Origin of the sequence: Sphingomonas sp. (genome assembly GCF_035714405.1) — a bacterium.
Taxonomy (GTDB): domain Bacteria; phylum Pseudomonadota; class Alphaproteobacteria; order Sphingomonadales; family Sphingomonadaceae; genus Sphingomonas.
In genome coordinates this window covers 279,714-305,742 of sequence record NZ_DASTMA010000018.1, presented here as the reverse complement: position 1 = coordinate 305,742, position 26,029 = coordinate 279,714, and the positions used below count along the sequence as shown (strand labels likewise).

At 66.2% G+C, this 26,029-nt stretch carries 23 protein-coding genes; 11 read left to right on the top strand and 12 right to left on the bottom strand.

The annotated features are described in order from the left end of the window. Positions 1 to 15 precede the first annotated feature (15 nt). Positions 16 to 792 (top strand): molybdopterin-synthase adenylyltransferase MoeB, encoded by a 777-nt coding sequence (locus tag VFQ64_RS08365; RefSeq protein ID WP_325103418.1) that lies wholly within the window; start codon positions 16 to 18, stop codon positions 790 to 792. 86 nt (positions 793 to 878) lie between these two features. Here VFQ64_RS08365 and galU read toward each other — a convergent pair whose 3' ends face one another. The 3 genes from galU to VFQ64_RS08350 form a co-directional block, all read right to left on the bottom strand. Beyond that, entirely contained in the window at positions 879 to 1,766 is an 888-nt protein-coding gene (gene galU, locus VFQ64_RS08360) for a UTP--glucose-1-phosphate uridylyltransferase GalU (protein WP_325102837.1), read from the bottom strand. Then, positions 1,763 to 2,761 carry an NAD-dependent epimerase/dehydratase family protein gene (locus VFQ64_RS08355; protein ID WP_325102836.1) on the bottom strand — a complete coding sequence of 333 codons (999 nt, stop codon included), beginning with the start codon at positions 2,759 to 2,761 and terminating at the stop codon, positions 1,763 to 1,765. Before VFQ64_RS08355 ends, galU begins: the two co-directional genes overlap by 4 nt. Before the next feature lie 65 nt (positions 2,762 to 2,826). Continuing rightward, positions 2,827 to 3,096, bottom strand: a complete 270-nt coding sequence (locus VFQ64_RS08350) for a PqqD family protein (protein WP_325102835.1) — start codon at positions 3,094 to 3,096, stop codon at positions 2,827 to 2,829. Between the two features lie 109 nt (positions 3,097 to 3,205). Between VFQ64_RS08350 and wecB the strand changes: the two genes are divergently transcribed. From wecB to VFQ64_RS08310, 8 genes are all read left to right on the top strand, one after another. Beyond that, complete coding sequence (gene wecB / locus VFQ64_RS08345) at positions 3,206 to 4,336, top strand: non-hydrolyzing UDP-N-acetylglucosamine 2-epimerase (RefSeq protein ID WP_325102834.1); 1,131 nt, start codon at positions 3,206 to 3,208, stop codon at positions 4,334 to 4,336. Continuing rightward, positions 4,320 to 5,612 (top strand): UDP-N-acetyl-D-mannosamine dehydrogenase, encoded by a 1,293-nt coding sequence (gene wecC / locus VFQ64_RS08340; protein ID WP_325102833.1) that lies wholly within the window; start codon positions 4,320 to 4,322, stop codon positions 5,610 to 5,612. The genes wecB and wecC overlap by 17 nt, the downstream gene beginning before the upstream one ends. Positions 5,613 to 5,688: 76 nt before the next feature. Beyond that, positions 5,689 to 6,966 (top strand): nucleotide sugar dehydrogenase, encoded by a 1,278-nt coding sequence (locus VFQ64_RS08335; protein WP_325102832.1) that lies wholly within the window; start codon positions 5,689 to 5,691, stop codon positions 6,964 to 6,966. A gap of 72 nt (positions 6,967 to 7,038) precedes the next feature. Beyond that, complete coding sequence (locus tag VFQ64_RS08330; protein WP_325102831.1) at positions 7,039 to 7,824, top strand: metallophosphoesterase; 786 nt, start codon at positions 7,039 to 7,041, stop codon at positions 7,822 to 7,824. A 70-nt stretch (positions 7,825 to 7,894) separates the two neighbouring features. Continuing rightward, on the top strand, positions 7,895 to 8,587 hold the full coding sequence (locus VFQ64_RS08325; RefSeq protein ID WP_325102830.1) for a polysaccharide biosynthesis/export family protein: 693 nt from the start codon (positions 7,895 to 7,897) through the stop codon (positions 8,585 to 8,587). A gap of 72 nt (positions 8,588 to 8,659) precedes the next feature. Continuing rightward, positions 8,660 to 10,876 carry a polysaccharide biosynthesis tyrosine autokinase gene (locus tag VFQ64_RS08320; RefSeq protein ID WP_325102829.1) on the top strand — a complete coding sequence of 739 codons (2,217 nt, stop codon included), beginning with the start codon at positions 8,660 to 8,662 and terminating at the stop codon, positions 10,874 to 10,876. Continuing rightward, positions 10,863 to 12,083 (top strand): hypothetical protein, encoded by a 1,221-nt coding sequence (locus tag VFQ64_RS08315; protein ID WP_325102828.1) that lies wholly within the window; start codon positions 10,863 to 10,865, stop codon positions 12,081 to 12,083. Before VFQ64_RS08320 ends, VFQ64_RS08315 begins: the two co-directional genes overlap by 14 nt. Continuing rightward, positions 12,080 to 13,435 (top strand): O-antigen ligase family protein, encoded by a 1,356-nt coding sequence (locus VFQ64_RS08310; protein WP_325102827.1) that lies wholly within the window; start codon positions 12,080 to 12,082, stop codon positions 13,433 to 13,435. The genes VFQ64_RS08315 and VFQ64_RS08310 overlap by 4 nt, the downstream gene beginning before the upstream one ends. 15 nt (positions 13,436 to 13,450) lie before the next feature. On the opposite strand, the gene VFQ64_RS08305 is transcribed toward VFQ64_RS08310, so the two are convergent. The 3 genes from VFQ64_RS08305 to VFQ64_RS08295 all read right to left on the bottom strand — a co-directional run bounded on the left by VFQ64_RS08305 (position 13,451) and on the right by VFQ64_RS08295 (position 15,416). Beyond that, a complete protein-coding gene (locus VFQ64_RS08305; RefSeq protein WP_325102826.1) occupies positions 13,451 to 14,587 on the bottom strand; it encodes a glycosyltransferase family 4 protein in 1,137 nt (378 codons plus the stop codon). 62 nt (positions 14,588 to 14,649) lie between these two features. After that, positions 14,650 to 14,934 (bottom strand): curli-like amyloid fiber formation chaperone CsgH, encoded by a 285-nt coding sequence (gene csgH, locus VFQ64_RS08300; RefSeq protein ID WP_325102825.1) that lies wholly within the window; start codon positions 14,932 to 14,934, stop codon positions 14,650 to 14,652. Then, a complete protein-coding gene (locus tag VFQ64_RS08295) occupies positions 14,931 to 15,416 on the bottom strand; it encodes a hypothetical protein (protein ID WP_325102824.1) in 486 nt (161 codons plus the stop codon). The genes csgH and VFQ64_RS08295 overlap by 4 nt, the downstream gene beginning before the upstream one ends. Before the next feature lie 54 nt (positions 15,417 to 15,470). Here VFQ64_RS08295 and VFQ64_RS08290 point away from each other — a divergent pair, with 54 nt between their 5' ends. After that, entirely contained in the window at positions 15,471 to 16,211 is a 741-nt protein-coding gene (locus VFQ64_RS08290; RefSeq protein WP_325102823.1) for a hypothetical protein, read from the top strand. On the opposite strand, the gene VFQ64_RS08285 is transcribed toward VFQ64_RS08290, so the two are convergent. From VFQ64_RS08285 to VFQ64_RS08260, 6 genes are all read right to left on the bottom strand, one after another. Then, entirely contained in the window at positions 16,212 to 17,870 is a 1,659-nt protein-coding gene (locus VFQ64_RS08285; RefSeq protein WP_325102822.1) for a hypothetical protein, read from the bottom strand. Positions 17,871 to 18,174: 304 nt separating this feature from the next. Then, positions 18,175 to 20,508: a hypothetical protein gene (locus VFQ64_RS08280; protein ID WP_325102821.1), complete on the bottom strand. Its 2,334-nt coding sequence runs from the start codon at positions 20,506 to 20,508 to the stop codon at positions 18,175 to 18,177. 262 nt (positions 20,509 to 20,770) lie between these two features. Next, complete coding sequence (locus VFQ64_RS08275; protein ID WP_325102820.1) at positions 20,771 to 21,697, bottom strand: CsgG/HfaB family protein; 927 nt, start codon at positions 21,695 to 21,697, stop codon at positions 20,771 to 20,773. A gap of 42 nt (positions 21,698 to 21,739) precedes the next feature. Continuing rightward, entirely contained in the window at positions 21,740 to 22,441 is a 702-nt protein-coding gene (locus VFQ64_RS08270) for a curli assembly protein CsgF (RefSeq protein WP_325102819.1), read from the bottom strand. 83 nt (positions 22,442 to 22,524) lie between these two features. Continuing rightward, the gene (locus VFQ64_RS08265) at positions 22,525 to 24,261 is read right to left on the bottom strand and encodes an asparagine synthase-related protein (protein WP_325102818.1); all 1,737 of its coding nucleotides are present in this window, start codon (positions 24,259 to 24,261) and stop codon (positions 22,525 to 22,527) included. A gap of 238 nt (positions 24,262 to 24,499) precedes the next feature. Next, positions 24,500 to 24,643 (bottom strand): hypothetical protein, encoded by a 144-nt coding sequence (locus VFQ64_RS08260; protein ID WP_325102817.1) that lies wholly within the window; start codon positions 24,641 to 24,643, stop codon positions 24,500 to 24,502. A gap of 347 nt (positions 24,644 to 24,990) precedes the next feature. On the opposite strand from VFQ64_RS08260, the gene VFQ64_RS08255 reads away from it, so the two are divergent. Next, positions 24,991 to 25,947 carry a hypothetical protein gene (locus VFQ64_RS08255; protein ID WP_325102816.1) on the top strand — a complete coding sequence of 319 codons (957 nt, stop codon included), beginning with the start codon at positions 24,991 to 24,993 and terminating at the stop codon, positions 25,945 to 25,947. The last annotated feature ends 82 nt before the right edge of the window (positions 25,948 to 26,029 follow it).

Sequence of the window (26,029 nt, the reverse complement as noted above, 5' to 3'; positions counted from 1 at the left end):
ACAACGTTGCCAAAGCTGACCGACGAAGAGCTCGCCCGCTACGCTCGCCAGATCGTCCTCAAGGAAGTCGGCGGCGCGGGGCAGGTCCGACTGAAGGACGCGACCGTGGCAGTGATCGGCGCCGGCGGCATCGGCTCACCGGTCATCCAATATCTTGCTGGTGCCGGGGTCGGTCGGCTGATCGTGGTCGACGACGATATGGTCGAGCTGTCCAATCTCCAGCGCCAGACATTGTTCGCGACCGCCGAGCAGGGGCTGGGCAAGGCCGTGCAGGCCGGCCACGCCGCGCGTCGGCTCAACCCGCGGGCGCGGGTGCAGCCGGTGAGCCGACGAATCGACGCAGCGAATGCGGAGGCGCTGCTCGCCGAGTCCGATGTGGTGGTCGATGGCTGCGACAATTTCGCGACCCGCCTCGCGGTCGCGAACGCCGCATTGGCGCTCCGCATCCCGCTGGTGTCGGCGGCGGTTGGGCAATTCGAGGGGCAGCTCGCGGTGTACCGCGGTTGGGAGGCGGACCGGCCCTGCTATCGCTGCTTCGTCGGCGACGCGCCCGATCGGGCGGAACTGAGCTGCGCCGAGGCGGGCGTGCTCGGCCCGGTGACGGGAATGCTTGGCAGCATGGCGGCGCTGGAGGCGATCCGCGCGATCGTGCCGTTCGGCGACGATCCCGCCGGCAGGCTCCTGCTGGTCGACCTGCTGAGCTGGCGCTTTCGTACCCTGACGCTGCCCAAGGATCCGGGTTGTCCGGCCTGCGGGTCGAGCTCTTCCCGGTCGAAGGCTAGGGCCCAGTAGCTTCGCAGCCGGTTGGAAGGGGAAGCGCGCTCGGACTGAGACCATGGCAACTGGACCCCGGCCTTCGCCGGGGAAGACGCAATGAGCTACCCCCGCCCTACATCATTCAACAACCCGCGCGCAAAATCCCGCACTGCCGGCCCGATGTCATCCCGCGCCAGCGCCAGCGCGAGGTTCGCCTGGATGTACCCGGCCTTGTCCCCGCAGTCGTAACGCGCGCCGTTGAAGGTGTAGCCGTGGAAGGGCTGTCGCCCGATCAGCTGCGCCATCGCGTCGGTCAGCTGGATCTCCCCGCCCGCGCCGCGCACCGGGTTGTCGAGCACGCGCATCACCTCGGGCTGGAGGATGTAGCGGCCGGGAATCATCAGGTTGGACGGCGCCTTGCCCTTGGGCTTCTCGACCAGCCCGGTTACCTCAGTCAGTCGCCCGTCTACCCGGCCCGGCGAGATGATGCCGTATTTGTCGGTCTCGCTGTCGGGCACCTCCAGCGCGCCGACGACGTTGCCGCCGACCCGGCTATAAGCCGCGACCATCTGCGCCAGGAAATTGGGGCTACCGACCATCAGCTCGTCGGGCAACAGCACCGCGAATGGCTCGTCGCCGACGATCTCGCGCGCGCACCACACTGCGTGACCCAGTCCCAGCGGCTCCTGCTGGCGGACGTACACGGGCGAGCCGGGCTTCTGGCGGATGTTCTCGATCGCGGCCAGGCTCTTGCCTCGCTCGCGCATCGTCATCTCCAGCTCATAGGAGATATCGAAATGGTCCTCGAGCGCCGCCTTACCGCGGCCGGTGACGAAGATGATCTGCTCGATCCCCGCCTCCAGCGCTTCCTCCACCGCATATTGGATCAGCGGCTTGTCGACGACCGTCAGCATCTCCTTGGGCATCGACTTGGTCGCCGGCAGGAACCGCGTCCCAAGTCCGGCCACCGGAAACACTGCCTTGCGCACTCGCTGGATCGTGTCGGTCATAGTCTGTGATACTCGCGATACCATTGCACGAAACGCGGAACACCCACGTCGATGCTGGTGGTCGGCGCGTAGCCGAGATCGCGCGTGATGGCGCTGATGTCTGCAAAGGTATCGCGGACATCACCGTCCTGCATCGGCAGCAGCTGTTTCTCGGCGGACCGGCCGCACGCCCGCTCGATCAGCTCGATCATGTGGCCGAGTTCTTCGGAGCGGTGGTTGCCGATATTGTAGAGACGATGGGGGGAAAGGCTGCCCCCCGCCTTCTCCTGGCCGTCGTCGGAGGGCGGGTTGTCGAGCGACGCGACGATGCCGGAGACGATGTCGTCGATATAGGTGAAGTCCCGCCGCATGTCGCCCTGGCCGAACACCTGGATCGGACGCCCCTCGAAGATGGCTTTCGTGAAGAGCCACATCGCCATGTCGGGTCTGCCCCACGGGCCATAGACGGTGAAGAAGCGCAGGCCGGTTTGGGGCAGGCGGTAGAGATGGGCGTAGGTCTCGCTCATCAACTCGTCGGCCTTCTTCGTGGCGGCGTAGAGCGAAAGGGGATGATCGACGCGATCCTCGACGCGGAACGGCAGGGTCTTATTGCCGCCATAGACCGACGAGGACGACGCGTAGACGAGATGCCTGCTGTTGCGGTGGCGGGCGAGTTCGAGAATGTTGACGTGCCCGACCAGGTTCGATCGCACATAGGCTCGGGGGTTCTCGATCGAATAGCGTACCCCGGCCTGGGCGGCGAGATGGACGATGCCGTCGAACTCCATTCCAGCAAGTGCTGTGTCCAAGGCCGCATCGTCGGCCAGGTCCGCTTCCACCAAGCGGAAACGATCGCCGCCGTCGGCCGCCAGCTTCGCCAACCGGTCACGCTTCAGCTGGACGCTGTAATAATCGTTGACGACGTCGAGGCCGATCACCTGCTCGCCACGCGCCAGCAGGCGTTGGGCGACGTTGAAGCCGATGAATCCGGCCGCACCGGTGATGAGCGTGGTCACTGCGCGCCTCTAGCTGTGGCAAACCAGGGTAGGATCGACCGGAGACCGGTGACGTGTCGGGCCGTTCAAACGCGGACCAGCTTGCGGCTGGCCATGTCCTCGATCAGCTGGATCACCGCCGTCTGGCACGTCGCGCGGTCGATCGCGAACTCTTCCAGGAGGGTATCGACGATCGCGCTGACCGAGCGCGGCTGCGCGAGGATTTGCCAAACCCGAGACGCGGTCGCGTTGAAGCCGAAGCAATTGCCCTGCTCGATGTCGAGCGCGACCAAGTCGCCGTCGACTTCGGTCTCGATCAGCTCGGCAGCCCGTTCAACGATGGTGTCGCCGTTCATCTAGTCCCATTCCCTCGCGGGAGCCATTAGGAGGCTTGCCGCGGGTGGGCAAGCTACAGTCGGGGCGGTCTTAGCGTTGCATTCAGCATCCGCAGATAGGGTGCGACCCATGTCCAAGCGCAAGATCCTCGTCATATTCGGCACCCGACCGGAAGCCATCAAGCTGTTTCCGGTGGTGCGCGCGCTCGTGGCGCGGCCGGAACTGACCGTTCGGACCTGCGTCACCGCGCAGCATCGCGGGCTGCTCGATCAGGTGCTCGCGATCGCGGACCTGAAACCCGACATCGACCTCGACATCATGGAACCCGGCCAGACGCTAGACCGGCTCACCGCACGGCTGCTGGTCGGCCTGGGCGAGGTGATGGACCGCGAACAGCCCGACTGGGTGGTCGTCCAGGGCGACACCGCCACGGCGATGGTCGGAGCGCTCGCCGCCTATTATCGCAAGGTGCCGGTCGCCCATGTCGAGGCCGGCCTGCGCTCGGGCGACATCTACCACCCTTGGCCCGAGGAAGTGAACCGCCGCATCGTCGCGCCGATCGCGCGCCTGCACTTCGCGCCGACGGAGACGGCGGCGGCGGCGCTGCGAAGGGAGAACATCGCGCCCGAAGCGATACACGTCACCGGCAACACGGTAGTGGACGCGCTGCACTGGACCCGCGACCGAATCGCCGCCGACCCTGGCCTTGCCGCCGCGCTCAATCCGGTGCTGGCGCGGGTGGCGGGCAAGCGGCTGGTGCTGGTCACCACCCATCGCCGCGAAAACTTCGGCGGCGGCATGGCGGCGATCGCGCGCGCGCTGGTGCGGCTGGCGGATCGCGGCGATACCGCCCTACTCTTTCCCGTCCACCCCAACCCGCAGGTCGGCCCCGTGATGGATGCCATCATCGGCGACCGTCCCGAAATCGTCCGCATCGCCCCGCTCGACTACCCCCAGTTCGTCCGCGCGCTCGCCGCATGCGACCTCGTCCTGTCCGATTCGGGCGGTGTGCAGGAGGAGGCGCCGGCGCTCGGCAAGCCTGTGCTCGTCATGCGCGAGACCACCGAGCGGCCGGAGGGCGTCGAGGCGGGCACCGCCAGGCTGGTCGGCACCGACGAGGACCGCATCGTTTCCGAAGTCTCAACCCTTCTCGACCATAGCGACGCCTATGCCGCGATGGCCCGCGCCCACAATCCGTTCGGCGACGGTCATGCCGCGGCCCGTATTGCGGAGCTGATCGCGGATGCTTGCCGACACTGACCTGTCCGTCGTCGTCCTGGGCCTCGGCTATATCGGGCTTCCCACCGCCGCCGTGATCGCGCGCACCGGTGCCCGGGTGCTCGGAGTGGACGTGACGCCGAGCGTCGTCGAGACGGTCAATTCGGGCAAGGTCCATATCGAAGAGGTCGACCTCGACGCGTTGGTGTCCGGCGTCGTCGCCCGAGGTACGCTGCGCGCGTCGACGCAGATCGCGGCCGCCGACGTGTTCGTGATCGCCGTTCCCACTCCCTTTTCGGCCGATCACCAGCCCGACATCGGCTATGTGCTGCGCGCCGCGACCACCATCGCCGCGGTGCTCAAGCGCGGGGACACGGTGATCCTCGAATCGACGTCGCCGGTCGGCACCACCGAGCAGGTCCGCGACCTGATCGCGGAGCTCCGGCCCGACCTGACCACGCCGGGTCGCGGCAGCGAAGCCGATGTCGCGATCGCCTATTGCCCCGAGCGCGTCCTGCCCGGCCGCATCCTTCACGAACTGATCGCCAACGACCGGGTGATCGGCGGCATCACGCCACGTTGCGCGCGCAAGGCGCTGGGCTTCTACCGTCGCTTCGTGCGCGGCGCCTGTGTCACCACCAATGCCAAGGCGGCGGAGATGACCAAGCTCGCCGAGAACGCCTTCCGCGACGTCAACATCGCCTTTGCCAACGAGCTGAGCCTGGTCGCCGACCGCATGGGCGTGGACGTGTGGGAGGTGATCCGCCTCGCCAACCGCCACCCACGGGTCGAGATCCTGCAGCCGGGGCCCGGCGTCGGCGGCCACTGCATCGCGGTCGACCCCTGGTTCCTGGTCGCCGCGGCACCCGAGCAGACGCCGCTGATCCGCACCGCCAGGCTGGTCAACGACGGCAAGGTCGACCATGTGGTCGCGCAGGCGGCTGCGCTGCTCGACGCCGTTCCTGGCGTGCCGGTCGCGTGCCTGGGGCTCGCGTTCAAGGCGAACATCGATGACTTCCGCGAGAGCCCGGCACTGGCCGTATCCGTCGCGCTCGCCCGGCGTTTCGGCAACCGGGTGCGCATCGTCGAGCCCTATGCCTCGGCGCTTCCGGCAGCCTTCGCTGGCACCGGCGCGCAGCTTACCGACCTGGACACTGCACTGGCGACCTGCCCGCTGATGGTGGTGCTGGTGGATCACGACCTGTTCCGCTCGGTGCCGGTGGAGGAGCGCGTCGGCAAGACCATACTCGACACGCGCGGCATCTGGCTCGACCAGCCTCGCGCTCTGCCGGCACCGCCGCTCCGCCTGGCGAGCTGACCCGCGCGGCTTGCGACCAGGGGGATAGACGCTAAAGGAGCGCGCTTCCGTCAGCGTTGCAGGAGCGTATCGGCACATGGCCGAATCGAAGCGGGTCGTCGTGATCGGCCTGGGCTATGTGGGACTGCCGCTCGCCGCTGCGCTGGCGAAGACCGTCGAGACCTGGGGCCTGGACATCGATGCAGGCCGCGTCGGCGAACTCGGGCGGGGACATGACCGCACCGGCGAGCTGACCGCCGAGCAGCTCGCGGCGACCCCGTTGCGCTTCACCACCGATCCCGCCGCCTGCCCGCCGGCCGACTTCTACATCGTCACCGTTCCGACCCCGGTGGATGCCGAAAACAAGCCCGATCTCTCGATCGTCATTGCAGCCACCCGCACCGTCGCAGGAATGCTGCAGGCCGGGCGCAAGCCGATCGTCGTCTATGAGAGCACCGTCTATCCCGGTGTGACCGAAGAGCTGTGCGGGCCGGAGCTGGAGCGGCTGACTGGCCTGACGTGCGGCGTGGACTTCTTCCTCGCCTATTCGCCCGAACGCATCAACCCGGGCGACCGCGAGCATACCGTTGACCGCATCACCAAGGTCGTCTCGGGCCAGACCCCGGAGGTGCTCGATAAGGTGTCCGACCTGTACGGCGCCGTCACCTCCGGCGGTGTCTTCCGCGCCACATCGATCAAGGTTGCCGAGGCCGCCAAGGTGATCGAGAACGCGCAGCGCGACATCAACATCGCGTTCATGAACGAGATCACCCGCGTCTTCGCACGCATGGACGTGTCGGTGTGGGACGTGCTCGCCGCCGCGGGCACCAAGTGGAACTTCCTCAAGTTCGAGCCGGGTCTGGTCGGCGGCCACTGCATCGGGGTCGATCCCTATTACCTCGCGCATCGCGCGCAAGAACTCGGTGTCCAGGCGGACGTGATCCTCGCGGGGCGCGGGGTGAATGACGACATGGCCCGCTGGATCGCACAAGAAATCCACTTCCGACGCGGCGAACGGGCTGGAACCGCGCTCGTCCTGGGCCTGGCGTTCAAGCCCGACGTGCCGGACCTGCGCAATTCAAAGGTCGCTGATCTCGCCGGCGCATTAGGACAGCTCGGGCACCAGGTTACGGTATATGATCCGCTGGTCGACGCAGGCGCTGCGCTGCACGAATACGGCATCGCCCTTGATCCGCTCGCGCTGGACCGACATTATGACACGGTCGTTCTCGCCGTCCCGCATCGCGTGTTGATCGAAGCTGGGCTGGATCGCATTTTCGGGGCGACCGCACCAGGGGGGCTGTTGGTCGATCTGAAGAACGTGATCTCGCCCGATCGGCGCCAAGCGGCGTCGGTGGAGGTGTGGACACTATAGACATTCGGTCGTGGCGTCACCAGTTAACGCCGCTGGCGACGTTCGCGCCGGCGGGTAAGGTGCTGGCATTCTATGAATATCTTCAGCCGCATGCTGGGTGCCTTGTCACCGGCGCGCACGTTTCGGGCACAGCAGGGCTCCCGCATCTACGCCATCGGCGACGTTCACGGTCGACTGGATTTGCTGGAAGAGCTGCTGGCGCAGATCAAAGGGGACATCGCGGAGCGCCCCTCTGCGGCCAATTTCGTCGTCCTGCTCGGCGATCTCATCGACCGCGGGCCGGCCTCTGCCCAAGTCATCGAGCGATTGCTGAACGTGGCCGACGTCCCCGCCAAATTCAGCTACATCATGGGCAACCATGAAGAGATTTTCCTACGCGCGCTGTCGGCCGAGCCGGGCGTGGCTTACGACTGGCTCACCTTCGGCGGTGACGCCTGCGTGGAGAGCTATGGGCTGAATCCCGCCACGCTGAACGCCATGCCGGAACAGGCAATCGCTGATCTGCTCACCGAGACGATTCCGGTGCGACATATCGAGTTCGTCCGCGGCTTCGTCGATACCGTTCGATCGGGCGACTATCTGTTCGTCCATGCCGGCATCCGTCCGGGGGTGGCGATCGAGGAGCAGCTGCCCCACGATCTTCGCTGGATTCGCAGCAGCTTCCTGCGCGACAACAAAGACCATGGCGTAATGGTCATCCACGGCCATACGATCACCGACGAGGTGGACGAGCATAGCAATCGCATCGGCATCGACACGGGCGCGTATCGCACCGGGCTCCTCACCGCCTTGGCGCTCGAGGATGACCAACGCTGGACCTTGTCGACTGGGCTAAGGGGGCAGCGCACCTTGCAGTAGAGGGTCTTGCGCTATAATGCGGCGCGGAGATCGACCGCGGCGACGACGAGGCCGCGCACGGGAATTGCGTATGCGTCTGACCTTCCTTTTGCGCCTTATGGCGATCTGCGGGTTTTCCCTTTTCGCCTCCGCTTGCTCGACGCGCGGAGGTTCGATCCCGTACGCGCCGCAGGGTTTCGTGGCGCCCGACGCGCCTAAGGCGCTGGCCGCCGATACCTACAAGCTCGCGCCACTCGACGTGGTCACGGTGACCGTGTTCCAGGTGCCCGATCTGTCGCGGGACTATGCCATCGACTTCACCGGGCGCTTCACCATGCCGCTGGTCGGCAATGTCCAGGCGACCGGGCTCAGCACCGGCGAGCTGGCGGCCGACTTACAGGCGAAGCTCGGCGTGAAGTACCTCCGCAACCCCAACGTCACCGTGGCGCTGAAGGAATCCGGCAGCAGGACGGTGACGGTCGACGGCTCCGTTCGGGAGCCCGGCGTGTTTCCCGCCGTCGGGCCGCTGACGCTCATGCAAACGGTGGCTCTGGCCAAAGGTGTCGATGGGTACGCCAACCCGCGCCGGGTCGCGGTGTTCCGGATGGTGGGCGGCAAGCGTATGGCTGCCGCGTTCGACCTGACGGACATTCGTCGCGGCAAGCAGGATGACCCAGCGATCTATGCCGGCGACACGGTGATCGTGGACGGTTCGAAACTACGCCAAGCGCAGCAGCAGCTCTTCCAGGCCATTCCGCTGCTTCCGATCTTTATGGCGCTTTAAACCGCCGCTAATGCGCGGATGTCGATTTAGGAATACTTGATGAACATGATTGGGGCCGATAGCTCCTCCAGCTTGGCCCTGAGCGGAGGTCAACGGCGCGACATCGCGCCGCTGCCGATCGGCAATTATGGCTATGGTACGGATATCCGGACCCAGGATCTGTCGCTCAGCCTCGTCTGGCGGGTGGCGAGCGAGTGGCGTTGGCTGATCCTCGCTGCGTTCGGCGTCGGCATCGCGGCGGCGGTGCTGATCACGCTGCTGACCCCCTTGAAGTACCGGTCGACCGCCGTGGTCGAGCTGAATCCTCCGCAGATGGCGGTGCTCGACCAGGCAGGCGGCGAAGGCGGCGGCGCCCGCGCGACCGCGCAGGCGAGCGACCTGTCTTTCGTCGGCACACAGATCGGGTTGCTCGGCAGCCAGGCCTTGTCGGAGCGTGTCGCGCAGGATCTCAATCTGGCGGCGAACCCCGCGGTGGTGGGCGATCCGCCGCCCAGTCGCGATATCGCGCAGCGGATCGCCACGAACTACGTCCGCGGCGGGCTCACCACGAAGACTGCGCCGGCGAGCCGGTTGGTAACCATCAACTTCGTGTCGCTCGACCCGGCTTTGGCGGCGCGCATCGTCAACGGGGTCGCGGACGCTTACATCAACACCAACCTCGAGCGACGCTACCAGTCCTCCTCCTATGCGCGCGACTTCCTGCAACGGCAAATCGTGATCGTGCGGCGTGAGCTGGAGCGGTCGGAGCGTGATCTCGTCGCCTACGCCCAGCGCGAGCGGTTGATCTCGACCGGCGGCGGCGGCGCTTCGGAGCAGGCGGGCGACACCAACTCCCTGGCGGGCAACTCGCTGGTCGCCCTGAACGGCGCGCTGTCCCAAACCATCGCGCGGCGGATCGCCGCGGAGCAGCGCTATCGCGAAGCGATGACGTCCGGCTCGACCACCGAGACGAGCGCGACGGCCGCCCCCTTGCGGGGACAGATCGCGGCGTTGAACGCCGAATATGAGCAGAAGCTGCAGACGTTCCGCCCCGACTACCCGGAAATGGTGGCGCTCAAGGCGCGCATCGACGCGCTGCGTGCTTCCGTGGTCACCGAGACCCGGACTGCCGGCAGCGACCGGGCGGGCTCGCTGCGGCAGGAATTCCAGGCAGCGCGCGCCGAGGAAGCGAGGCTGCGGCAACAGGTCGCCGGACTCAGCTCGTCGGTTCTGGATCAGCGCGGCCGGCGCATCCAGTACAACATCCTCCAGCGCGGCGTAGACACGAATCGCGCACAATACGACGCGCTGCTGCAGCGCTTCAAGGAGATCGGCGTCTCCAGCGGCATCGGCACGGCGGTCGCGTCCGTGGTCGACCGCGGAACCGTGCCGGCGGGGCCGTACGCGCCCAGCCTGTTCTTCAACGTGTTGATCGGCGCGGCAGTGGGGCTGCTGTCGGGCTTGCTGGCGGCGATGGCGCTCGAGTTCATCAACGACACCATCAAGTCGCCCACCGACGTCCGTGACAAGCTTGGCCTGCCCTTCCTTGGCGGCATCCCGGTCGCCAAGGACAAGCCGATGGCCGAGTTGAAGGATCCGCTGTCCCCAGTCACCGAAGCGTACCTGTCGACGGCGACCGCCTTGCAGTTCCTGACGGAAGCGGGTGCGCCGAAGACCATGCTGGTCACCAGTACGCGTCCGGCGGAAGGCAAATCGACGACCGCCTGGGCACTGGCGCAAAGCTATGCGCGGCTAGGCCACTCCGTGCTGCTGATCGACGCCGACATGCGGCGTCCTGCCTTTGTCACCGGTCAGGACGATGTCGGACTGTCGCATATCCTGACAAAAACGGACGCACTGAGCGAGCACATCCTGAAGACCGATGTGGACCAGCTGTGGATGATCCCGGCCGGGCCGACGCCGCCCAGTCCGCCCGAGCTGTTGGCGTCGCCCCGCTTCGCATCCCTGCTGGCGGAGGCGTCGAGCATGTTCGATCTGGTCGTCCTCGACGGGCCGCCGATCCTGGGGCTGGCCGACGCGCCGCTGCTGGCGACCACCGTCGAGGGGACGCTCATGGTGATCGAGGCCGGACGCACCAGGACGCGGGCGGCCGTCGAGGCCTTTAACCGGCTGCGCACCTCGGGCTCCCATGTCATGGGCGCCATCCTGACGCGTTATCAGGCTCAGGCATCCTATGGTTACGGGTACGGCTATGGCTATGGCCAGAAGCAGGGCGAGTATCGGTACGTCGCGGATGACGAGTCGAAGCGTCGGCGCATCCTGCTGACGGTGTCGCGTGACAAGGAATAAGCTGGCGACACCCGCCGCCCTCGCGGCGGCGGTTATCCTGCTTGTCACTGCCGTGTTCCTTGGCTGGCTCGTCGTTCGCGTCGCCGCGGTCGAGACGCTGGCTAGCCAGGGGGCGAGGCCAGGCATGCTGGTGGCTGGTCGGCCGACCGTCGTGCTCGCGCAAGCAGTAGGAGGGCTGATCATCGGTCGGGGCAAGGTGGACCCGGCCACCCTGCCGGCCGTGCGCAGGGCAGCGGCCGCGCTTCCGCTCGACGCGCGCCCCTATCTGCTCATCGCCAGCGACTATGCTCAGCGCGGTCGCAGAGATCTGGCGATCAAATCACTGGAAGCCGGCCGCCGCCTCGATCCGCGGCAGCGTTGGATCCACATTCTGCTGCTCGATCGATACCTGCGCGACGGGAAATATGTCGCGGCGGCGGAAGAGCTTTCAGTGCTGTCGCGGCTGGTCGGCGGGGCGCAGGGCCCGATCGCCACCGCGATGGCCCAGATGAGCGTCGCTCCCGAAACCCGCGACGCGGTCCGCGAGACGCTGCGACAGGATCCGGTGCTCGAGCGATCGGTGCTGACCTCGTTGGCGAGCAGCGGCACCGAGCCGGCAACCTTGTTCGCGATGGCCAGCCCGTCCGCAGTGGCGATGGCGAACGTGCCGGGCGGCTGGGGAACCGTGCTGGTCGACCGGCTCGTCGAAGCGCGGCGCTACGCGCAGGCGCGGCGGGTATGGCAGCGGATCAACCGACTGAACGACCAGCAGGTCGCACCCTTGTTGTATGATGCGGTACTGGACCGACTTCCGGGAAGCACGCCGTTCAACTGGACCTTCAACAGCGGCGCGCTCGCCGCGGTCGATGTCCGGGGCAAGAAGCTCGAGGTGAACTATTATGGCCGTGAGAGCGGCGAACTCGCTAACCAGCTGATCCTGCTTCCGCCCGGCACTTATCGCTTCGGGTTCGTGGTCAGCGGCATGCAGCCCGCGGCAACACCGAAGTTGGCGTGGGTGTTCTCTTGCCAGGATGCGCCAAAGCAGACGCTCGCCTCTATTCCGCTGCAGGTCGGTGACAGCAACCCGCGACGCATTGCCGGAACGGTGATCGTACCGGCGGGATGCCCCGCGCAAAGGCTGCGGCTGACCGGCATCGCCGACGAATTCCCGGCCCCGATCTCGGCAACGATCGAAGGCTTGCGGCTGGACAAGGTGGCGGCGCGATGACGATCAGGCACGCGCTCGTTCCCGCCTACCTTGCCGCATGCCTCTTGCTGGGTGGCGCCAGCGCCGCGGGCTTTGCGGCCAACATGGTCCTCCAGCTGGCGGCCTTGCCGATCATCTGCGTTGCGCTGTGGAGTTTGATCTTCGCTCCGCCGCCCAACCTCAACCGCGCGCCGCTGATCTTCTTCGGCATCTGCCTGGTGTTCATGGCGCTGCAACTGTTGCCGTTGCCGCCCGAATTGTGGACGGCTTTACCCGGCAGGGCGCCGGTAGCCGACGGATTACGGTTGCTGCAGGTGCCCCTGCCCTGGCTGCCGCTATCCTTAGACCCCGCCGGCACGTTGGCATCCTTGCTTTGGCTGCTACCCGCAATTGCGACACTGTTGGGCGTGGTGGTCTTGGGGGCGTTCCGCGGGTCGCTGCTGAGTTGGTCACTGCTCGTGGTGACCGTCCTCTCTATCGCGGTCGGCGCCTTGCAGCTGGCCGGCGGCAAGGTCGGCGGCGCTTATATCTACGAGATTACGAACTACGGCGTCGCAGTGGGCTTCTTTGCGAACGGCAATCACATGGCGACGTTGCTGCTCGTCGCGATTCCGTTTCTCGGCGCGTTGCAGCTGAGCTTGCTCCGACGGGCGCGTTCGCCGCGCAACGCGTCGGCGGTGCGGGTCCTGACCGCCACAATCTTCGTCGTCCTGATCGTTGGCCTGCTCACCAACCTGTCGTTGGCGGGGCTCGGCTTGAGCGTTCCCGTGGTGCTCGTCAGTTTCCTGTCGTTCCGGCGCAAGGACATCAAGCCGAGATGGTGGATCTTCGCTGTAGCCCTGCTGCTCTCCGTAGCGGCCGTCGCGACGGTGGTGCTTGGACCGTTCGGCAACAATCTTGTCGGAAGTCAGCAGCACAACGCCGAACTGTCGAGGCGGACCTCGTTCCAGCTGACGCTCAACGCCGCTCGCGAATACCTGCCGTTCGGGTCTGGTGTCGGCACCTTCCAGGAGGTTTATCGCACGCAGGAGCCGTTGAAGAGCGTGACGACGGTCTACATGAACCACGCTCACAGTGATTGGTTGGAGTTGCTGCTCGAGACCGGATTGCTCGGTATCGGCCTGGCCGCGATCTTCCTGCTCTGGTGGGCGGCTCGGGTCCGCGCGATCTGGACCGCGACCGGACCGGATTACTATGCGCGCGCGGCCGCGATCGCCACCGGCACCATCCTGCTCCACAGCCTGGTCGACTATCCGCTGCGCACGGCCGCGATCTCGGCCGTCTTCGCGATGTGCGCGGGGCTGATGAGCGATGCGCGGCCGTTCACCCGTCGCCAGGCGGCGAGTGCATCGACCAGGCATGTCACGATCTGACGCCAGGCCGGCCCTTCACCGGGGCGCTATGGAAAGTGCGTCCACAACCTTAAGGTAACGGTCGGTGACAAGCCGTTCCGCGAACTCGGCGACGGCAATGCGACGGCCCTCGGCACCCAGCGCATCGCGCTCTGCCTGCGGTAGCTCGATCATCCGCGTCATCGCGTCTGCGAGCGAACGCGCGTCGCGCGGCTCGCACAGCAGTGCGTTGCGCCCGTCCCGGGCGATCTCCACACAACCCGGTACCCTGGTCGCGATCAGCGGCTTCCCCATTGCCGCCCCTTCGAGCAGGGACCGCGGCATGCCTTCCCGATAGGAGGGCAGAACGATGCAATCGGCGGCATGGACATGGGGTCGGACGTCGGCGACTTCACCCAGATAATCGATCAGCCCCTCCTCGATCCAAGCGGCGAGTTCAGCACGGCCGATCGCCGTCCGGTTCGCGGCGTCGAGCGATCCCAGCAATTGAAAGCGTACGTCAGGCCACGCCCCCCGCATCAGTCGCGCCGCATCGGCATACTCGACCAAACCCTTGTCGCGGAGCAGCCGCGCCACGAGCAAGAAGACGAAGGGCCGTGCGGGCTGCGGATCGAACTCCGACGCGGGAGAAGGGCTGAACCAATCGGTATCGATGCCGGAGCCGGGCAACAGGCCGGCACGCCGTTCCGCGACCAGCCGCCCGTCGACGAACGTACGCAGATCTTCGGGGTTCTGGAAGAAGACCCGGGCCGAGCGCGAGAATGCGAGCACATACAGCGCCGAGACAAGCCTTGTCAGCAGGCCCTTGTGGATGAACGCGGTGCCCAACCCGGACACGTTGTTAATGACCGGAATCCCGAGCAGATGCGCCGCGATCGACCCGTAGATGTTCGGCTTGATCGTCCATGTCAGGAGTGCCGCGGGCCGTTCCTGCCGCAGCACGCGCCAATAGCGCACCAGCAATCGCAGGTCTCCGATCGGCGACAGTCCCTTGCTGTCGATCGCGGCGGGAATATGCACGACGCCCAAGGCGGCGAGCTCGGGCGCATGCGCATCCGCAGGCGAGACCACGCTGACGTCATAGCCCGCATCTTGCAGCCGCCGTACCATCCCGGCCCGAAAGTTCAGGATGTTCCAGGAGTTGTTCACCGAGAGCAGGACCAGGCGTCGCATCCCACCCGTTAGTACCCTACGCGGCCGTCATACAAGCCGGACGCGCCACGGGGTCGGTTCGGTCAGCCGGAGTGCTCGACGAGCCGATAGAAGGTGCCATCGGGCAGCTCGACCTCCAACGCCGCCTCCCACGCGCCGGTGGGGGCGGTCGCGACCGAGATCGTCGATAAAGTCGCGCGCTCGGCCGCGTGAAGACTCGCCGCGCCGCGATGGGTGGAGCGATTGCCGCCGCCGCCCACCTCGAGGACGAAGGACGCGCGGACGGCGGTCGGCCAATGGCCCAGCACACGCAAGGTGACGCCACCAACGGCCTTGTCGACCTCGAGCGTGAGCGGGTACGCGTTCAACGTGGCGGCGGGGTGGACGATGGCGGGGGCGCACGGTCCCGCGCGACGCTAGCGGCCGCATCGCCACTCGCCGCGCTGCCAACATCGCCGTTAGCGAGCTGCCGGGATACTTGATCGGCGTTGGTCGAGCTGCCCTCGTTGACCTGGGATGTCGCAGTCACGTCAGAACTTTGCCCGAGCAGGTTGAGCAGCGACCCTTCGGCGGACGGTGCGGCCTTCGCCGCCGTCACCTGAAGCGCCCGGACGCAATCGACCCCCGCAGGCGCAGGCCGATCGGCGGCTTGCGCTTCCTGGCAAACCGCCAGCACCTTGGCCGAGACCGCCGGCGCCACTCTCTCCGCATCGGCGCGCTGTACCGTCGCCGAAGAGCGCGACGAGTCGATCTGTTCAATCGCCGCCACACCGCGGCTCTGCGCAGTCGCCGAGTCCGACGCAGCCACGGCAAGAACGCCTGCGATCACAAAGACAAGCGCATTCGCCATGGTTTTGATGTAGGCGCTGCCCCTGCACCGGTCCAGGGGAGAAGCCGCGCGGCTATGACGAAGTTTCAGCACATCCTGATCGCGCTACCGACAGTGGCGCGCGCGATGAAGAGCGGCACCGCGATCTCCATCGCCAAAACGGCAATGGCGCTGCAAGCACAGGGCATAGCCGTGGACCTGCACAATATCGACTCCGCGGAGATCGTCACCGCGCGCGACATGTTCGCGAACATGCTGCTCTATTCCGACAGCTGGGACGCCATGCTATTCGTCGACTCCGATATGGGGTTCGACCCTCGGCTGGTTCTGCGTCTGCTCGGCCAGGGCGCCGATGTGGCAGCGGCGGCCTGTCCGCGGCGAACGCTGGACCTGGTGCAGCTGGTCAACGCCGCCGCGAGCCATGGCGACCTCGACCGCGCCCGATCACAAGCGTCACAATTCACCATCGCGCATGATTGGGATGACAGGAGCGCTCCTCCCCGAGAGCTTCGTGACGGCTTCTGTTCCGCCGCGACCTGCGGAATGGCCATCGCGTTAATCGGCAAGGCGGCGTTGCAGACGATGGTGGCGCAGAAGGTCGTCGAACCGCGGCTGGATCTGAGCACCAGCAGCGGCGAACCGTGTTATTCCTTCTTCGGCATCCTTGAACCCGATGGGGGCCGTCTCGGCGAAGATTATTCCTTCTGCTATCGCTGGACCAAGCTGCTCGGCCGCGAGATGCGGGTGTGCCTGGACGAAACCGTCTCGCACTATGGCGATTTCGAATTCTATGGGCGGTACACCGACGTCCTTTGATCAAGGACGCCGGACGACATCCGTAACCGTGTTGTTGCTGCCGGTCTGCGAAACCAGGACATAGGAATTGGCAGTGTCCTGGGTCACCGCATAGCTGTTGTTGCTGCCGGTCTGGCGGATGATCGCGGTGGCAAAGGCCGCACTGGTCTCCTGCAGGATGGATGCGGTGTTGCCGCCACCCGGGCCCTGCTCGATTCGCGCAAGCTGGCTTTGGCCGCGCTGCTCCACCGTCGCGCTGTTGCCGGTGCCCGACTGCAGGATGGTGATCTCCGCCGACCGCGGACCACCGGCGAAGTAGAAGGGATCGCCTGGCTGACCGGTGGCGGCGGCGCTCGATGTGCCCGAACCGACGCCCGCACGCTGGATGGCAACAGCCGTGTTGGCGCTCCCCTGCTGTGCGATCCGCACGACATTTGCCAGCGAACTCGTCCCCGAGCCGAGCTGTTGCACCGTCGCCGCCAGATTGACGCCGTCCTGACCGACTTGCGTCAGGTTCCAGCTTGCGGAATCCGGGTTGTTGCCCTGGACGACATTGGCGCTGAGCCCGTTCGTGGCGGCGCCGACCGTCGCAGCGGTGTTGCCGAAGAAGCCTGCGGAGAACGCCGCGGTGCCGGTGGTACCGGTCCCCTGCTGCACCTCCACGGCGTTGTTGCGACTGCGCGCCGATGGCGCACCGGCCTGCTGCCAGACCGTGGCGGTGGCGCCTGCGGTGTTCTGGCTGACGATGACGCCATTGGAGTCGCCATATTGCGCGATCGCGACGCGGTTGAGGCCGGCGGAGCCGACCTGGATGACCTGGACGGTGCCGCCGATGCCGAGGCCCTGCGTCACCTCCGCCCCGTTGTTCAGACCGTCCTGGGTCGTGGTGGAGCTGTTCGCCTGGCCGCTGACCGCGACGTTCACCCGATTGTTGGAGGATATGGTAGCGCCGGCGCCGGCGGTCGCGTTGCCTTGGACGACACTCGTCGTGTTGCGGGTCGCAGCCGTGATCCCGCCATCGCGCTGGAAGATATCCGCGAAGTTGCTGCGGCTCTCCTGCACGACCGAGCTTGAGTTGCCTGCGCCGCGCTGAGACACGGTGACCCGGTTATCGTCCGCTGCCTGCCCCCCGCCGGCCCGCGCGCGCTGCCGGACGGTGGAGGTGAAGTCATTGCCGACTTGGGAGATGGACACGCGATTGTTGCCGCCGGTGCGGGCCACACCGTTGGCGTTGAAGAAGGTGGCCGAATCGAAGTCCTGATTAGCACCGGCGTCGATCCCTTGCGCGATCTGGCTGAGGTTGCGCAGCCCCGCCTGGGTCACGGTCGCGCTGTTGGGATTGCCCGCTTGGCGAATAGCGCTGCGATTGGAGTCGCTGGTCTGAAAGGTCTCGGCTCGATGGACGTTGCCTTCCTGAGTATGCGCGACCGTGTTGCTGTTGCCGAGTTGCCGCGCTTCGGAGGTGTTGAGGTCGCCGATCTGCAGCACCGAGGCGCGGTTGACTCGGCCGTTCTGCACGATCGTCGAGATGTTGTTGTCGTTGCCGCTCCGCGCGTTATCGACCGCCGCGACGTTGTCGGTGCCGGTCTGCGTCACGTTGTTCTGATTGGCCGTCTGCCCCGAAGCCCCGGCCGCAAGCGCAAGCGACGAGATGCCGACCAGCCAAGTTTTCGAAGTCATCGCAATCGCTCCAAGGCCCGCAGCCGCCTTCGCATACCGCCTGGCCCGTAGGAAGAGGTTACTGGCTGAGGGCTGAACGAGCCGTGGTCGAGGAGGACTGTGGCTTGGCGCGGCTCTCCCAACCATCGCGCAGAGCTCAGTGACAATGGTCTCCTGCCCTCAATTGGCACGAATAAGCACCTGACCAAGGATGGAGCACGATGTCACCGGGCGGTCCGCAACCCATAGTCCAGACAAGAAAAGGCCCCCGCCGACAATGTCGCCGAGGGCCAATCCTTAAATCAAGCTTCTAGCAAGCGGTCGATCAGAACGCGATCGGCGCGCCCTGAGTGACCGTCCCGCCATTCGCGCCCTGACCCGAGAACTCGGTCGTGGCGGTCGAAGCGTTGCTGTTACCCGTCTGCTGAACCCGAATGTACTGGCCAGCGTCAGTCTGAGCAATCGTCAGATTGTTGCCGTTGCCGGTCTGCTCCAAGATCGCAACCGCGTTGGTGGCACCAACGGCCTGAGTGATCGTGCCGCTGTTGTTCACGCCACGCTGCTCGATGCGGGCGTACTGGCCGCGGCCGCTCTGCGTGATGCTGGCGCTGTTGCCGCTCGTCGTCTGGATGATGATCGCCTCGGCCGAGGACGCACCAGCAGCACGCGCGTTCGGGAACGCCGAGTTGCCCGCGATACCGGAAGCCGGAGCCGCCGCCGTCGAAGCGCCAGATGTCGCAGCCTGGGTGATCGTCGCATTCTGGTTGAAACCAACCTGCGAGACGGTCGCCTTGCTCTGCAGCGCATTGGTGCTGTTGACGCCCGACTGCTGCACATTGGCGGTCAGCCCGTAGCCGTTCTGACCGATATCGGCGACCTGGAAGCTGTTCGCCTGCGAGACGGTGACCGCATTGTTGCTAGCCGCCGGCGACGCGCCGGTGGTGTTCGAGCCGGCCTGCGCGATGGTCGCGGTGTTATTCGTACCATCTTGGTTGATCGTCACCGTGCCACCGAAGCCCTCCTGGCGGAGATCGGCCTGCAGGTTGAACGAGTTGGCGCCCGTCGTCGTGCCCGCTGCGGTGCCGGTGCCGGTGTTACCCGTGCCGGTACCCTGGTTAAAGGTCGCGGTGTTGTTGCGGCTGCCACGCGTCTGGAACAGGGTCGCACGGCCGTTCACCGTGGTCTGGTTGACGGTGGCGCTGTTCAGCAGACCCGACTGGCTCGACTGAAGCGTGTTGACCCGCGTCGTGTCGGTGCCGGAGCTGCCTCCGCCGCCGAAGGGATCGCTGCCCGGGGTGCTGCTGCCCGCCGTATCACCCAGATCGGTCTGATTGACCGAGATGAAGAGCTGACCGCCGCTGTTGTCGGCGTTCAGGCCCTGCGAAACCTCAGCCCGGTTGGTGCCCGACTGGGTCACCGTCGCAGTGCTGCCGACGCTCAGCTGCGACACGTCGGCGATCGACGCGCCCTGAACTGCGGCACCGATGCCGTTGGTGTTGTTGTTCTGCGTGATCGTCACCGTATCGGCGGTGCCGCGCTGGAAAACCGTGGCGCGCATGTTGAGCGCGTTGGAGGTGGCCGAGGTGGCAACCGTGTTGTCGCCCTGCGTCACCGTCGCAAGGTTGCCGCGGCCGCCGTTCGGGTTGGTCGACGTGCGGCCGCCCGAGCTGATCTCGAAAGAGTTGCCGCGGCCGGTCTGCACCAGCGACAGTTGGTTGCCCTCCGGACGGTTGGCGGGCAGCGCCGGGTTCGGAACCTGCGCCTGGTTGGTGTTGCCACCGCCACCGGCCAAGATCGAGACCGTCGCCGAGTTGTTGATGCCGTTCTGGCTCACCGAGCTCGAATTCTGCAGACCGATGATCGCGACGTTCGCCTGGTTGTTAGACGTCGTCGTGCCGACTGCCGCAGTGTTCGTGAAGGTGCCGTTGGCATTGGCCTGCAGGCGGTTGTTTTCCTGGCGCACGAAGCTGGTGTTGGTGAAGTTGGACGTGCCGCCGGTGTTGGTGCCGCCGCCGCCCAGGGTCACCGTGGCGCTGTTGCCCCGGCTGAACTGCTGCACGGTGCTGTTGCTGCCCGTACCGGTCTGGCTGACCGACGCGCGGTTGTTGCTGGCAGCAATTGCGTTGCCGCCGTTACCGCTCTGTCCGATGAACGAGCCCAGGTTGGTGCCGTTCTGCGTCGAGGTGGCGACGTTCAGCGCCCCGCCGTCGCCGAAGCCCTGGTTGATCTGCGAGAAGTTCGAGCCTGCAGCAGCGGCCGCACCGGCAGTGCGCGTCTGCGTGATGGTCGCGCTGTTGTCGTTCTGCGTCTGGTTGAGCGACGCCTGGTTCGCAGCGTTGCCGCCGGTGTTGCTGCCGGTCTGGTTCACGACGCCGCTGTTGTTGTTGCCGCTTTGGCTGACGAAGCTGTTGTTGTTCGAGCCGTTCGCGGCCGTCGTGCCGAACTGACGGTTACCCGTCTGGTTCACGTTCTGACTGTTACCCGTACCGCCGGTCGCACCGGCCGAACCGGTGTTCTGCGTGGCGCCCGCGCCGCCGTTGGTGACGGTGCAGGTGTTGTTAGGGGCGCAGCCGATCACGGCGCGGTTGCCATTGGCATCAGTCGTATCGGTGTTGGTCTGCGCGGAGGCCGAACCGGCGGCGAAGGCGAGTGCCGACATGCCAACCAAGAATGAAGTGCGAGTCACGGTGATACTCCCCTAAAGGTACGGTTACTGAAATCTGGTCAATTGCGAGCCGGTCATAGTGGGAAGGTCGAGAGCAGCGCAAGAGGGAAAACAAGCGATCCTGATCTGGATCGACAGATTGTGACGCATTCCCTTCCGCTTACAGGCGAACCGCCAGTCCAGGACGGGCGCCGTGGAGGCGTTCGCCGCCGGGGCGTGACCAAAAGGCCACACGCGCAGCGCCGGTCGGCACAAGCTACTTGGCCGACCTACTCACCGGCAGGCCGCCATTATCCTCATACACCTGCGCCAGCGACTTGCGCCGATCATCGGCGTAGCGGTCGAGCCAGGCTTGTCCCGCCTTGGCATCGGCGAAGCTCCACAGCTGCTTGGGGCCTGGCTTGGCCCCCTCGAGGATCAGCGCGTACACCGCCTTTTCGATCGCGGCCTGGACGGCGATCTGGCTCGGCTCGTTGGCGGCAACGCCGACTTCGGCCTCCAGCAGCCCGTCGAATTTGACGTATTTGAAGACACCCGCAGAGGTCGCATAGGAAGAGATGCTCTTTTGCGTGACGACATTGGCGAGCACCTCGCCCGTTTTCACGCTCACCGCGCGCAGATACACGGTTGCGGTGCTGGTCCGGTACTGGGTCGAGGCGCCGATGCCCAGGAAGCGCGCACCGATGCCCCCGGATTTGACGGCGCTGTCGAAGCTGATGATGCCGCCTTCCAACGTCACGCCCGCGAACAGCAGCGACGGGAGCACCTGCGCCGGCGTCTCCGCCTCGTTCAAATACTGACGACGCATCTCCCGGATAATCTGCCGCTCGCGCAGCAGGTTATCCAGCCGCTCCCGCTCGATGACGGTGAACCAGTTGCCGTTGCCGGCCGAGTTCAGCGCGCTGATCAGGACCGACGTGCCACCTTGCGTGATTGCGCGCGAGTAGTTGATGCCGGTGTCCGACGCCTTCAGCTGACCGGTCTGGTCGGTGAACGCATATACCGCCACCGGGATCGGCTGCGGCGGAATCGGCATGTACATCAGGTCGCGTTGTCCCACCGTGACGGGCGCCACCACGGAAGGCGTGTTGAACTGGGGCAGCAGCCCGGGTGTCGCGCAACCCGTCATCAGGACGGCAGGCAACAGGCAGACGATGCGGGCAGCGCCCTTCGGAAACGACATAAAGCTAAGCAGACCTGTATGGGCGAGTGGATGCCGGATCGTTCACAACGGCGCTAGGCCGGAACCTGCCAGCGTTGTTCCGGTGGCGCCCAGCGCCTGCTCCGCGGATCGGGGCGTCGCATCATTGGCCGTTGGCGTCCGCCCGATCAAGGAACCGGCGCTGGTGCCGAGCGGCGCGGTACCCGCGAGCGTGATGCCCGACACGCTGCCGGGCGGCACGTCGGTAGTCGACACCGAACGACGGCCCGCCGCCGCGATGCTGGCGCTGTCCGTGGTGTTACTCGACGCGGCAGGCGCGCCCGGGATCACCACGGTGTTGACCTCACCCGTCGTGGTGTTCGTGAAGGTGACGGTGGTCTCGGTCGCGGTGCGCCGGAAGCTGACCGTCTGATTGCCGAAGGTGAAGTTGCCGGTATCGCCGACCGCGGCGTTCTGGATCGAATCCAGGATGTTGCCCGACAGCTGCGACAGCAATCGCGCCCGGAGCTGTTGGGCCAACAGCTCCTCGTCCGTCGGGGTGGTGACAGGTGTCGTCGGCGCGGCCGGCCGATCGACGTTCGCGACCGCAAGCAGATGATCCGAATAGAACGGATTGCCGCCGAACGACGGATCGATGAAGCGATGCACCAGATCCTGGCCATGCGCGGGGCTCGTGCCGGCGATCAGGAGCGCCGCGCCGGCGAGCGCCAGCTTCGCCGTCCGAGTGCGCCTCTGGCGTGAGTGCTCGCGTGTCGTGGATGTCATGGCGATTCCTGGAAGTTACATACGCAGTTCTGCTGGGCGCAACCACCAAGGACCAAGCCCGATCTGCGCCGCGCCATACTGGATCAATCGCACGCGTTCAAGGCGAAGGCGCCTGCGGATAGTGCCCGCAGCAACCCGATCCGGTAGGTGCCGATCGTTCGCGCCGAAGCCCAGCCGCCCACCGGCCACTCCGCGATCAGCCGATGCACGGCGTCGAAGTCGACCGCGGCCGCCGCCGCCGGACTGGCGGCGACCTTGTCGGCGAAACGGGCCAGCGCGTCGCGGTCGAGCTCCTCAAACCAGTCGGCAAACTGATACCCTCGTACGCCGTCCAGGATGGTGGCCGGCAGCCGGTCGGACAGCGCGCTGCGCGCCAGCCGTCGCGTCTTGCCCGCACCCAGCAGCTGCGAGGGCGGCAGCGAGAAGCAGAATTCGATCAGCCGCCGATCCGAGGTCGGGTCGCGTTCCTCGACGCCCCAGTTCAGCCAGGCGCCTTTCCGGAACGTGCCGGGATCGACTTGCTTCAACAGGGCCCAGCGCCGATCCCGCTCACTCCGATAGGTGGGCGACGTGGTGGTCTGAACGGAGGTAACGGGCGAAAGCTGACCGGAAGCATCGCCGCGGCCTCCCGCCGACAATCTGGTGAGCGCGTTCCAGAGCTTGTCCGACATCCACGGCGCGAACGACGCCGCCATCAGCCCCCGCCAACGCGGCCCGTTCCGCCGCAACGCGATCATCTCTCGCGCCCAGCGCAGCACATCCCCGCCCCGGATGAAATCCGCAAGGACGCCGAGACCGCCGGCGCTGATGGTCAGATTACCCATCTCGCCGGTCAGCATGATCCCCGCACCCCGCGCTTGCGCCGCCGCGTTGGCCGCGCGCCACCAGACATTGTTGCAGGGGAACCCGACCGGCTGGGCAAAGAGGCGCGAGTCGGACTCCAGCGAGGCAAGGGGCGAGGCGCCCCCCGATCGGAGGATCAGATGCTCCAGGTTCGGATAGCGCGCGACCACCGTTGCGGCGATCTCACTCTCGTCGGCGATCCGGCCGCTCGGCACCGGCCCGGCAAAGCCCAGCCGTGGTGCCGACGTCACGGCTAGCACCCTGCCCTCGCCCGCCAGCAGGCGCGCTGCGGTGGTGGCGACCGCGCCGCTATCGAGTCCGGCGCTGAGGTGCGCCGCCACGAGTCCGTCATGCCCCCGCAGTCGCGCTCGCGTGGCACGATCCAGCTGCTCGCGATACGCCTCGACATAGTCGCGCTCATCACGGTAGCGGAGCTCGTGCGTGGGCATCGACCAATAGGTGCGGGCCCTCACTTCGTCGCGAGTGATGCGCACGATCTGTGCGGGTTCGACCCGCAGGATGCCTTCGTAAAAGGTCTCCGGGCCAGCTTGATGGACGTCGGCCACGAAACGGCCGAGCCGGGCGGTGTCGGGCCGGCATGGACCCAGCCCGAACAACCCTTGCGGCATCGAGGCGAAGGCGACCAGTTCACCCGTTCGCCGGTAGTGGAGCGGTCGCTGGCCAGTCGGATCCCGGATGAGCGTGAGCACACCGGCTATCGGATCCCAGGCCGCGATGGCAAAGTCGCCGAGGATATGGTCGACGATCTGTTCGCCCCAGCGCCGATAGCCCAGCAGAACCAGGGAGGGATCGTCAACGGCCCGGTCCGGCAGGTCCAACTTGGCGATCAGCTCGCCTCGATTGTCGAGCCGCGCATCGACCGCCAGGAGCGACCGCTGCGCTGCCAGGCCGTCTTGCTGGTCATCCTGCGCCCGACGAAATCTTGGCGCGGTATTTGTCTGACAGACGCATGCCACGCCGGAGACACTTGCCCAATCCGAATGGGGGTCGGGTCGGGTCGCGGCCGACGATACAGCTGACTGTGCGGTGAGTATTGCCCTTGCGGACCGGATCAGATCAGCCGGATCGCAGTGCCGCGAATGGTACCAAAGGCCTGCAAGGACGGTCACCGGTACGCGCACTCACGGAGGCAGACAAAAAGAAGGCCAGCGCCCGGATCACGGGCACTGGCCAACTTCTAAAATAGGTCGCGGCTTACGAGCGAGCGTTGCCGGGAGGGCCACCGTCCGGGATGTTCTGCTGACCACCGGCTTCGGCGGAGCCGGCCTTGATCACCAGGAGTTCCGGAGCCACCCAAAGCTTGCGCCCGTCGTTTTTCAACTCTGTGTCATTACGCATAAGTCGCTCCTTGAAACCCCAACTTGAACCGAAAGGTGACGATGATGCACCACCGGTGCAACATCAGCGCTGCCTGTCCATGCATCACTATGGCCTATAAAACGCCATTTCAAGAACAAAGTTGCCTCGGCGCTACGATCCACGAACCTGCGGGCTCGCAACGCGAATTTCAACGGCCCACTGTGCGAATCATGTTACAGCATGGGTTAGCCGCGATGGGCAGATCAGGTCGGGCCCGTCGGGCCGCTCCGCTCGTGGCTTGACGAACGCGGACCGGACAGGCCAGGCGAACCGCCATCGCTTCCGATCGCGCCCTATATTTCGGTGTCCCCGAGCAATCCGCTTTGATGACGTATCACTCCTATCACGCGTTCGGTCTCAGCCTCGACTCCGAGATACCGCTCCCCGACCTGCCAGGTATGGATCGGCATGCGGCGCCGGCCGACGTGCTCATCACCAGCGGAACGGTGAACGCGCCGGTCGGCCACGAAGATGTCGGGCTTTATATCGTGCCGCGCGGCGCGGTGCTCAACATCCCCGAGGTCGGACGGTACCTGATCACCAAGGGAAACCGGATCGTGGTCGATCCTGCCCCATCGGCGACTGACCGCAACGTGCGACTTTACCTGCTCGGGTCGGCCTTCGGCGCGATCCTGCATCAACGCCAAATGTTGCCCCTGCACGCGAACGTCATCGACTTTGGTGGCGCCGCTGTCGCCTTCATGGGTCACTCCGGCGCCGGCAAGTCCACCTTGGCAAACTGGTTCCACGATCGTGGCCTCGCGATCCTCGGGGACGACGTCTGCGTCGTCAGGGACGTTGACGCCGGCCATCCCGTCGCCGAACCCGGGCTGCCCAGGATTAGGCTCTGGGGTGATGCCCTGCGAGCGAGCGGCCGCGACGCGAGCGAGTTCGAGGCTTCATTCGACGACATGGACAAGTACGACGTCCCGATCCCGGCGATACCGGCGCGTGATCCTGTCCGGTTGGCGGCGATCTACCATCTCCAGGCGGCGCAGCCCGACCATGCGGGCGGCGTGGATCGGCTGACCGGGGTGAACGCCATCGAGGCGCTGGTCGCCAACACCTATCGTGGCGGCTACCTTCCATTGATGGGCGGGGTGCGGCGGCACTTGGAACAATGCGTCGCGCTGGCTCGGCGGGTGCCGGTCTTCGCGTTGCACCGACGCTGGGGGCTGGACATCTTTGCGGAAGAGGCCGCCCAGGTCGAGGCGCATGTCCGTGCCGTGCTCGTCGAGACCGACTGGCGGGCGCGCCTTAACGCGCCGTCGATAGTCAACTAGACCGACGGCTCAATTGCAGAGACTTGTCCGCCGGATCATGGGCTCCCCCTCCCCGCTCGCCTCGTTCAGGCGGTTCGTCGCC

Bases quoted from the DNA above. Each gene is read 5' to 3' on its own strand.
- VFQ64_RS08330 (WP_325102831.1), top strand. From the start codon at position 7,039: ATGAATATCTTCAGCCGCATGCTGGGTGCCTTGTCACCGGCGCGCACG.
- VFQ64_RS08310 (WP_325102827.1), top strand. From the start codon at position 12,080: ATGACGATCAGGCACGCGCTCGTTCCCGCCTACCTTGCCGCATGCCTC.
- VFQ64_RS08260 (WP_325102817.1), bottom strand. From the start codon at position 24,643: ATGCGTAATGACACAGAGTTGAAAAACGACGGGCGCAAGCTTTGGGTG.
- VFQ64_RS08305 (WP_325102826.1), bottom strand. From the start codon at position 14,587: ATGCGACGCCTGGTCCTGCTCTCGGTGAACAACTCCTGGAACATCCTG.
- wecB (WP_325102834.1), top strand. From the start codon at position 3,206: ATGTCCAAGCGCAAGATCCTCGTCATATTCGGCACCCGACCGGAAGCC.
- VFQ64_RS08335 (WP_325102832.1), top strand. From the start codon at position 5,689: ATGGCCGAATCGAAGCGGGTCGTCGTGATCGGCCTGGGCTATGTGGGA.
- VFQ64_RS08280 (WP_325102821.1), bottom strand. From the start codon at position 20,508: ATGTCGGCACTCGCCTTCGCCGCCGGTTCGGCCTCCGCGCAGACCAAC.
- VFQ64_RS08270 (WP_325102819.1), bottom strand. From the start codon at position 22,441: ATGACATCCACGACACGCGAGCACTCACGCCAGAGGCGCACTCGGACG.
- wecC (WP_325102833.1), top strand. From the start codon at position 4,320: ATGCTTGCCGACACTGACCTGTCCGTCGTCGTCCTGGGCCTCGGCTAT.
- galU (WP_325102837.1), bottom strand. From the start codon at position 1,766: ATGACCGACACGATCCAGCGAGTGCGCAAGGCAGTGTTTCCGGTGGCC.
- VFQ64_RS08290 (WP_325102823.1), top strand. From the start codon at position 15,471: ATGACGAAGTTTCAGCACATCCTGATCGCGCTACCGACAGTGGCGCGC.
- VFQ64_RS08255 (WP_325102816.1), top strand. From the start codon at position 24,991: ATGACGTATCACTCCTATCACGCGTTCGGTCTCAGCCTCGACTCCGAG.
- VFQ64_RS08295 (WP_325102824.1), bottom strand. From the start codon at position 15,416: ATGGCGAATGCGCTTGTCTTTGTGATCGCAGGCGTTCTTGCCGTGGCT.
- VFQ64_RS08285 (WP_325102822.1), bottom strand. From the start codon at position 17,870: ATGACTTCGAAAACTTGGCTGGTCGGCATCTCGTCGCTTGCGCTTGCG.
- VFQ64_RS08325 (WP_325102830.1), top strand. From the start codon at position 7,895: ATGCGTCTGACCTTCCTTTTGCGCCTTATGGCGATCTGCGGGTTTTCC.
- VFQ64_RS08350 (WP_325102835.1), bottom strand. From the start codon at position 3,096: ATGAACGGCGACACCATCGTTGAACGGGCTGCCGAGCTGATCGAGACC.
- VFQ64_RS08275 (WP_325102820.1), bottom strand. From the start codon at position 21,697: ATGTCGTTTCCGAAGGGCGCTGCCCGCATCGTCTGCCTGTTGCCTGCC.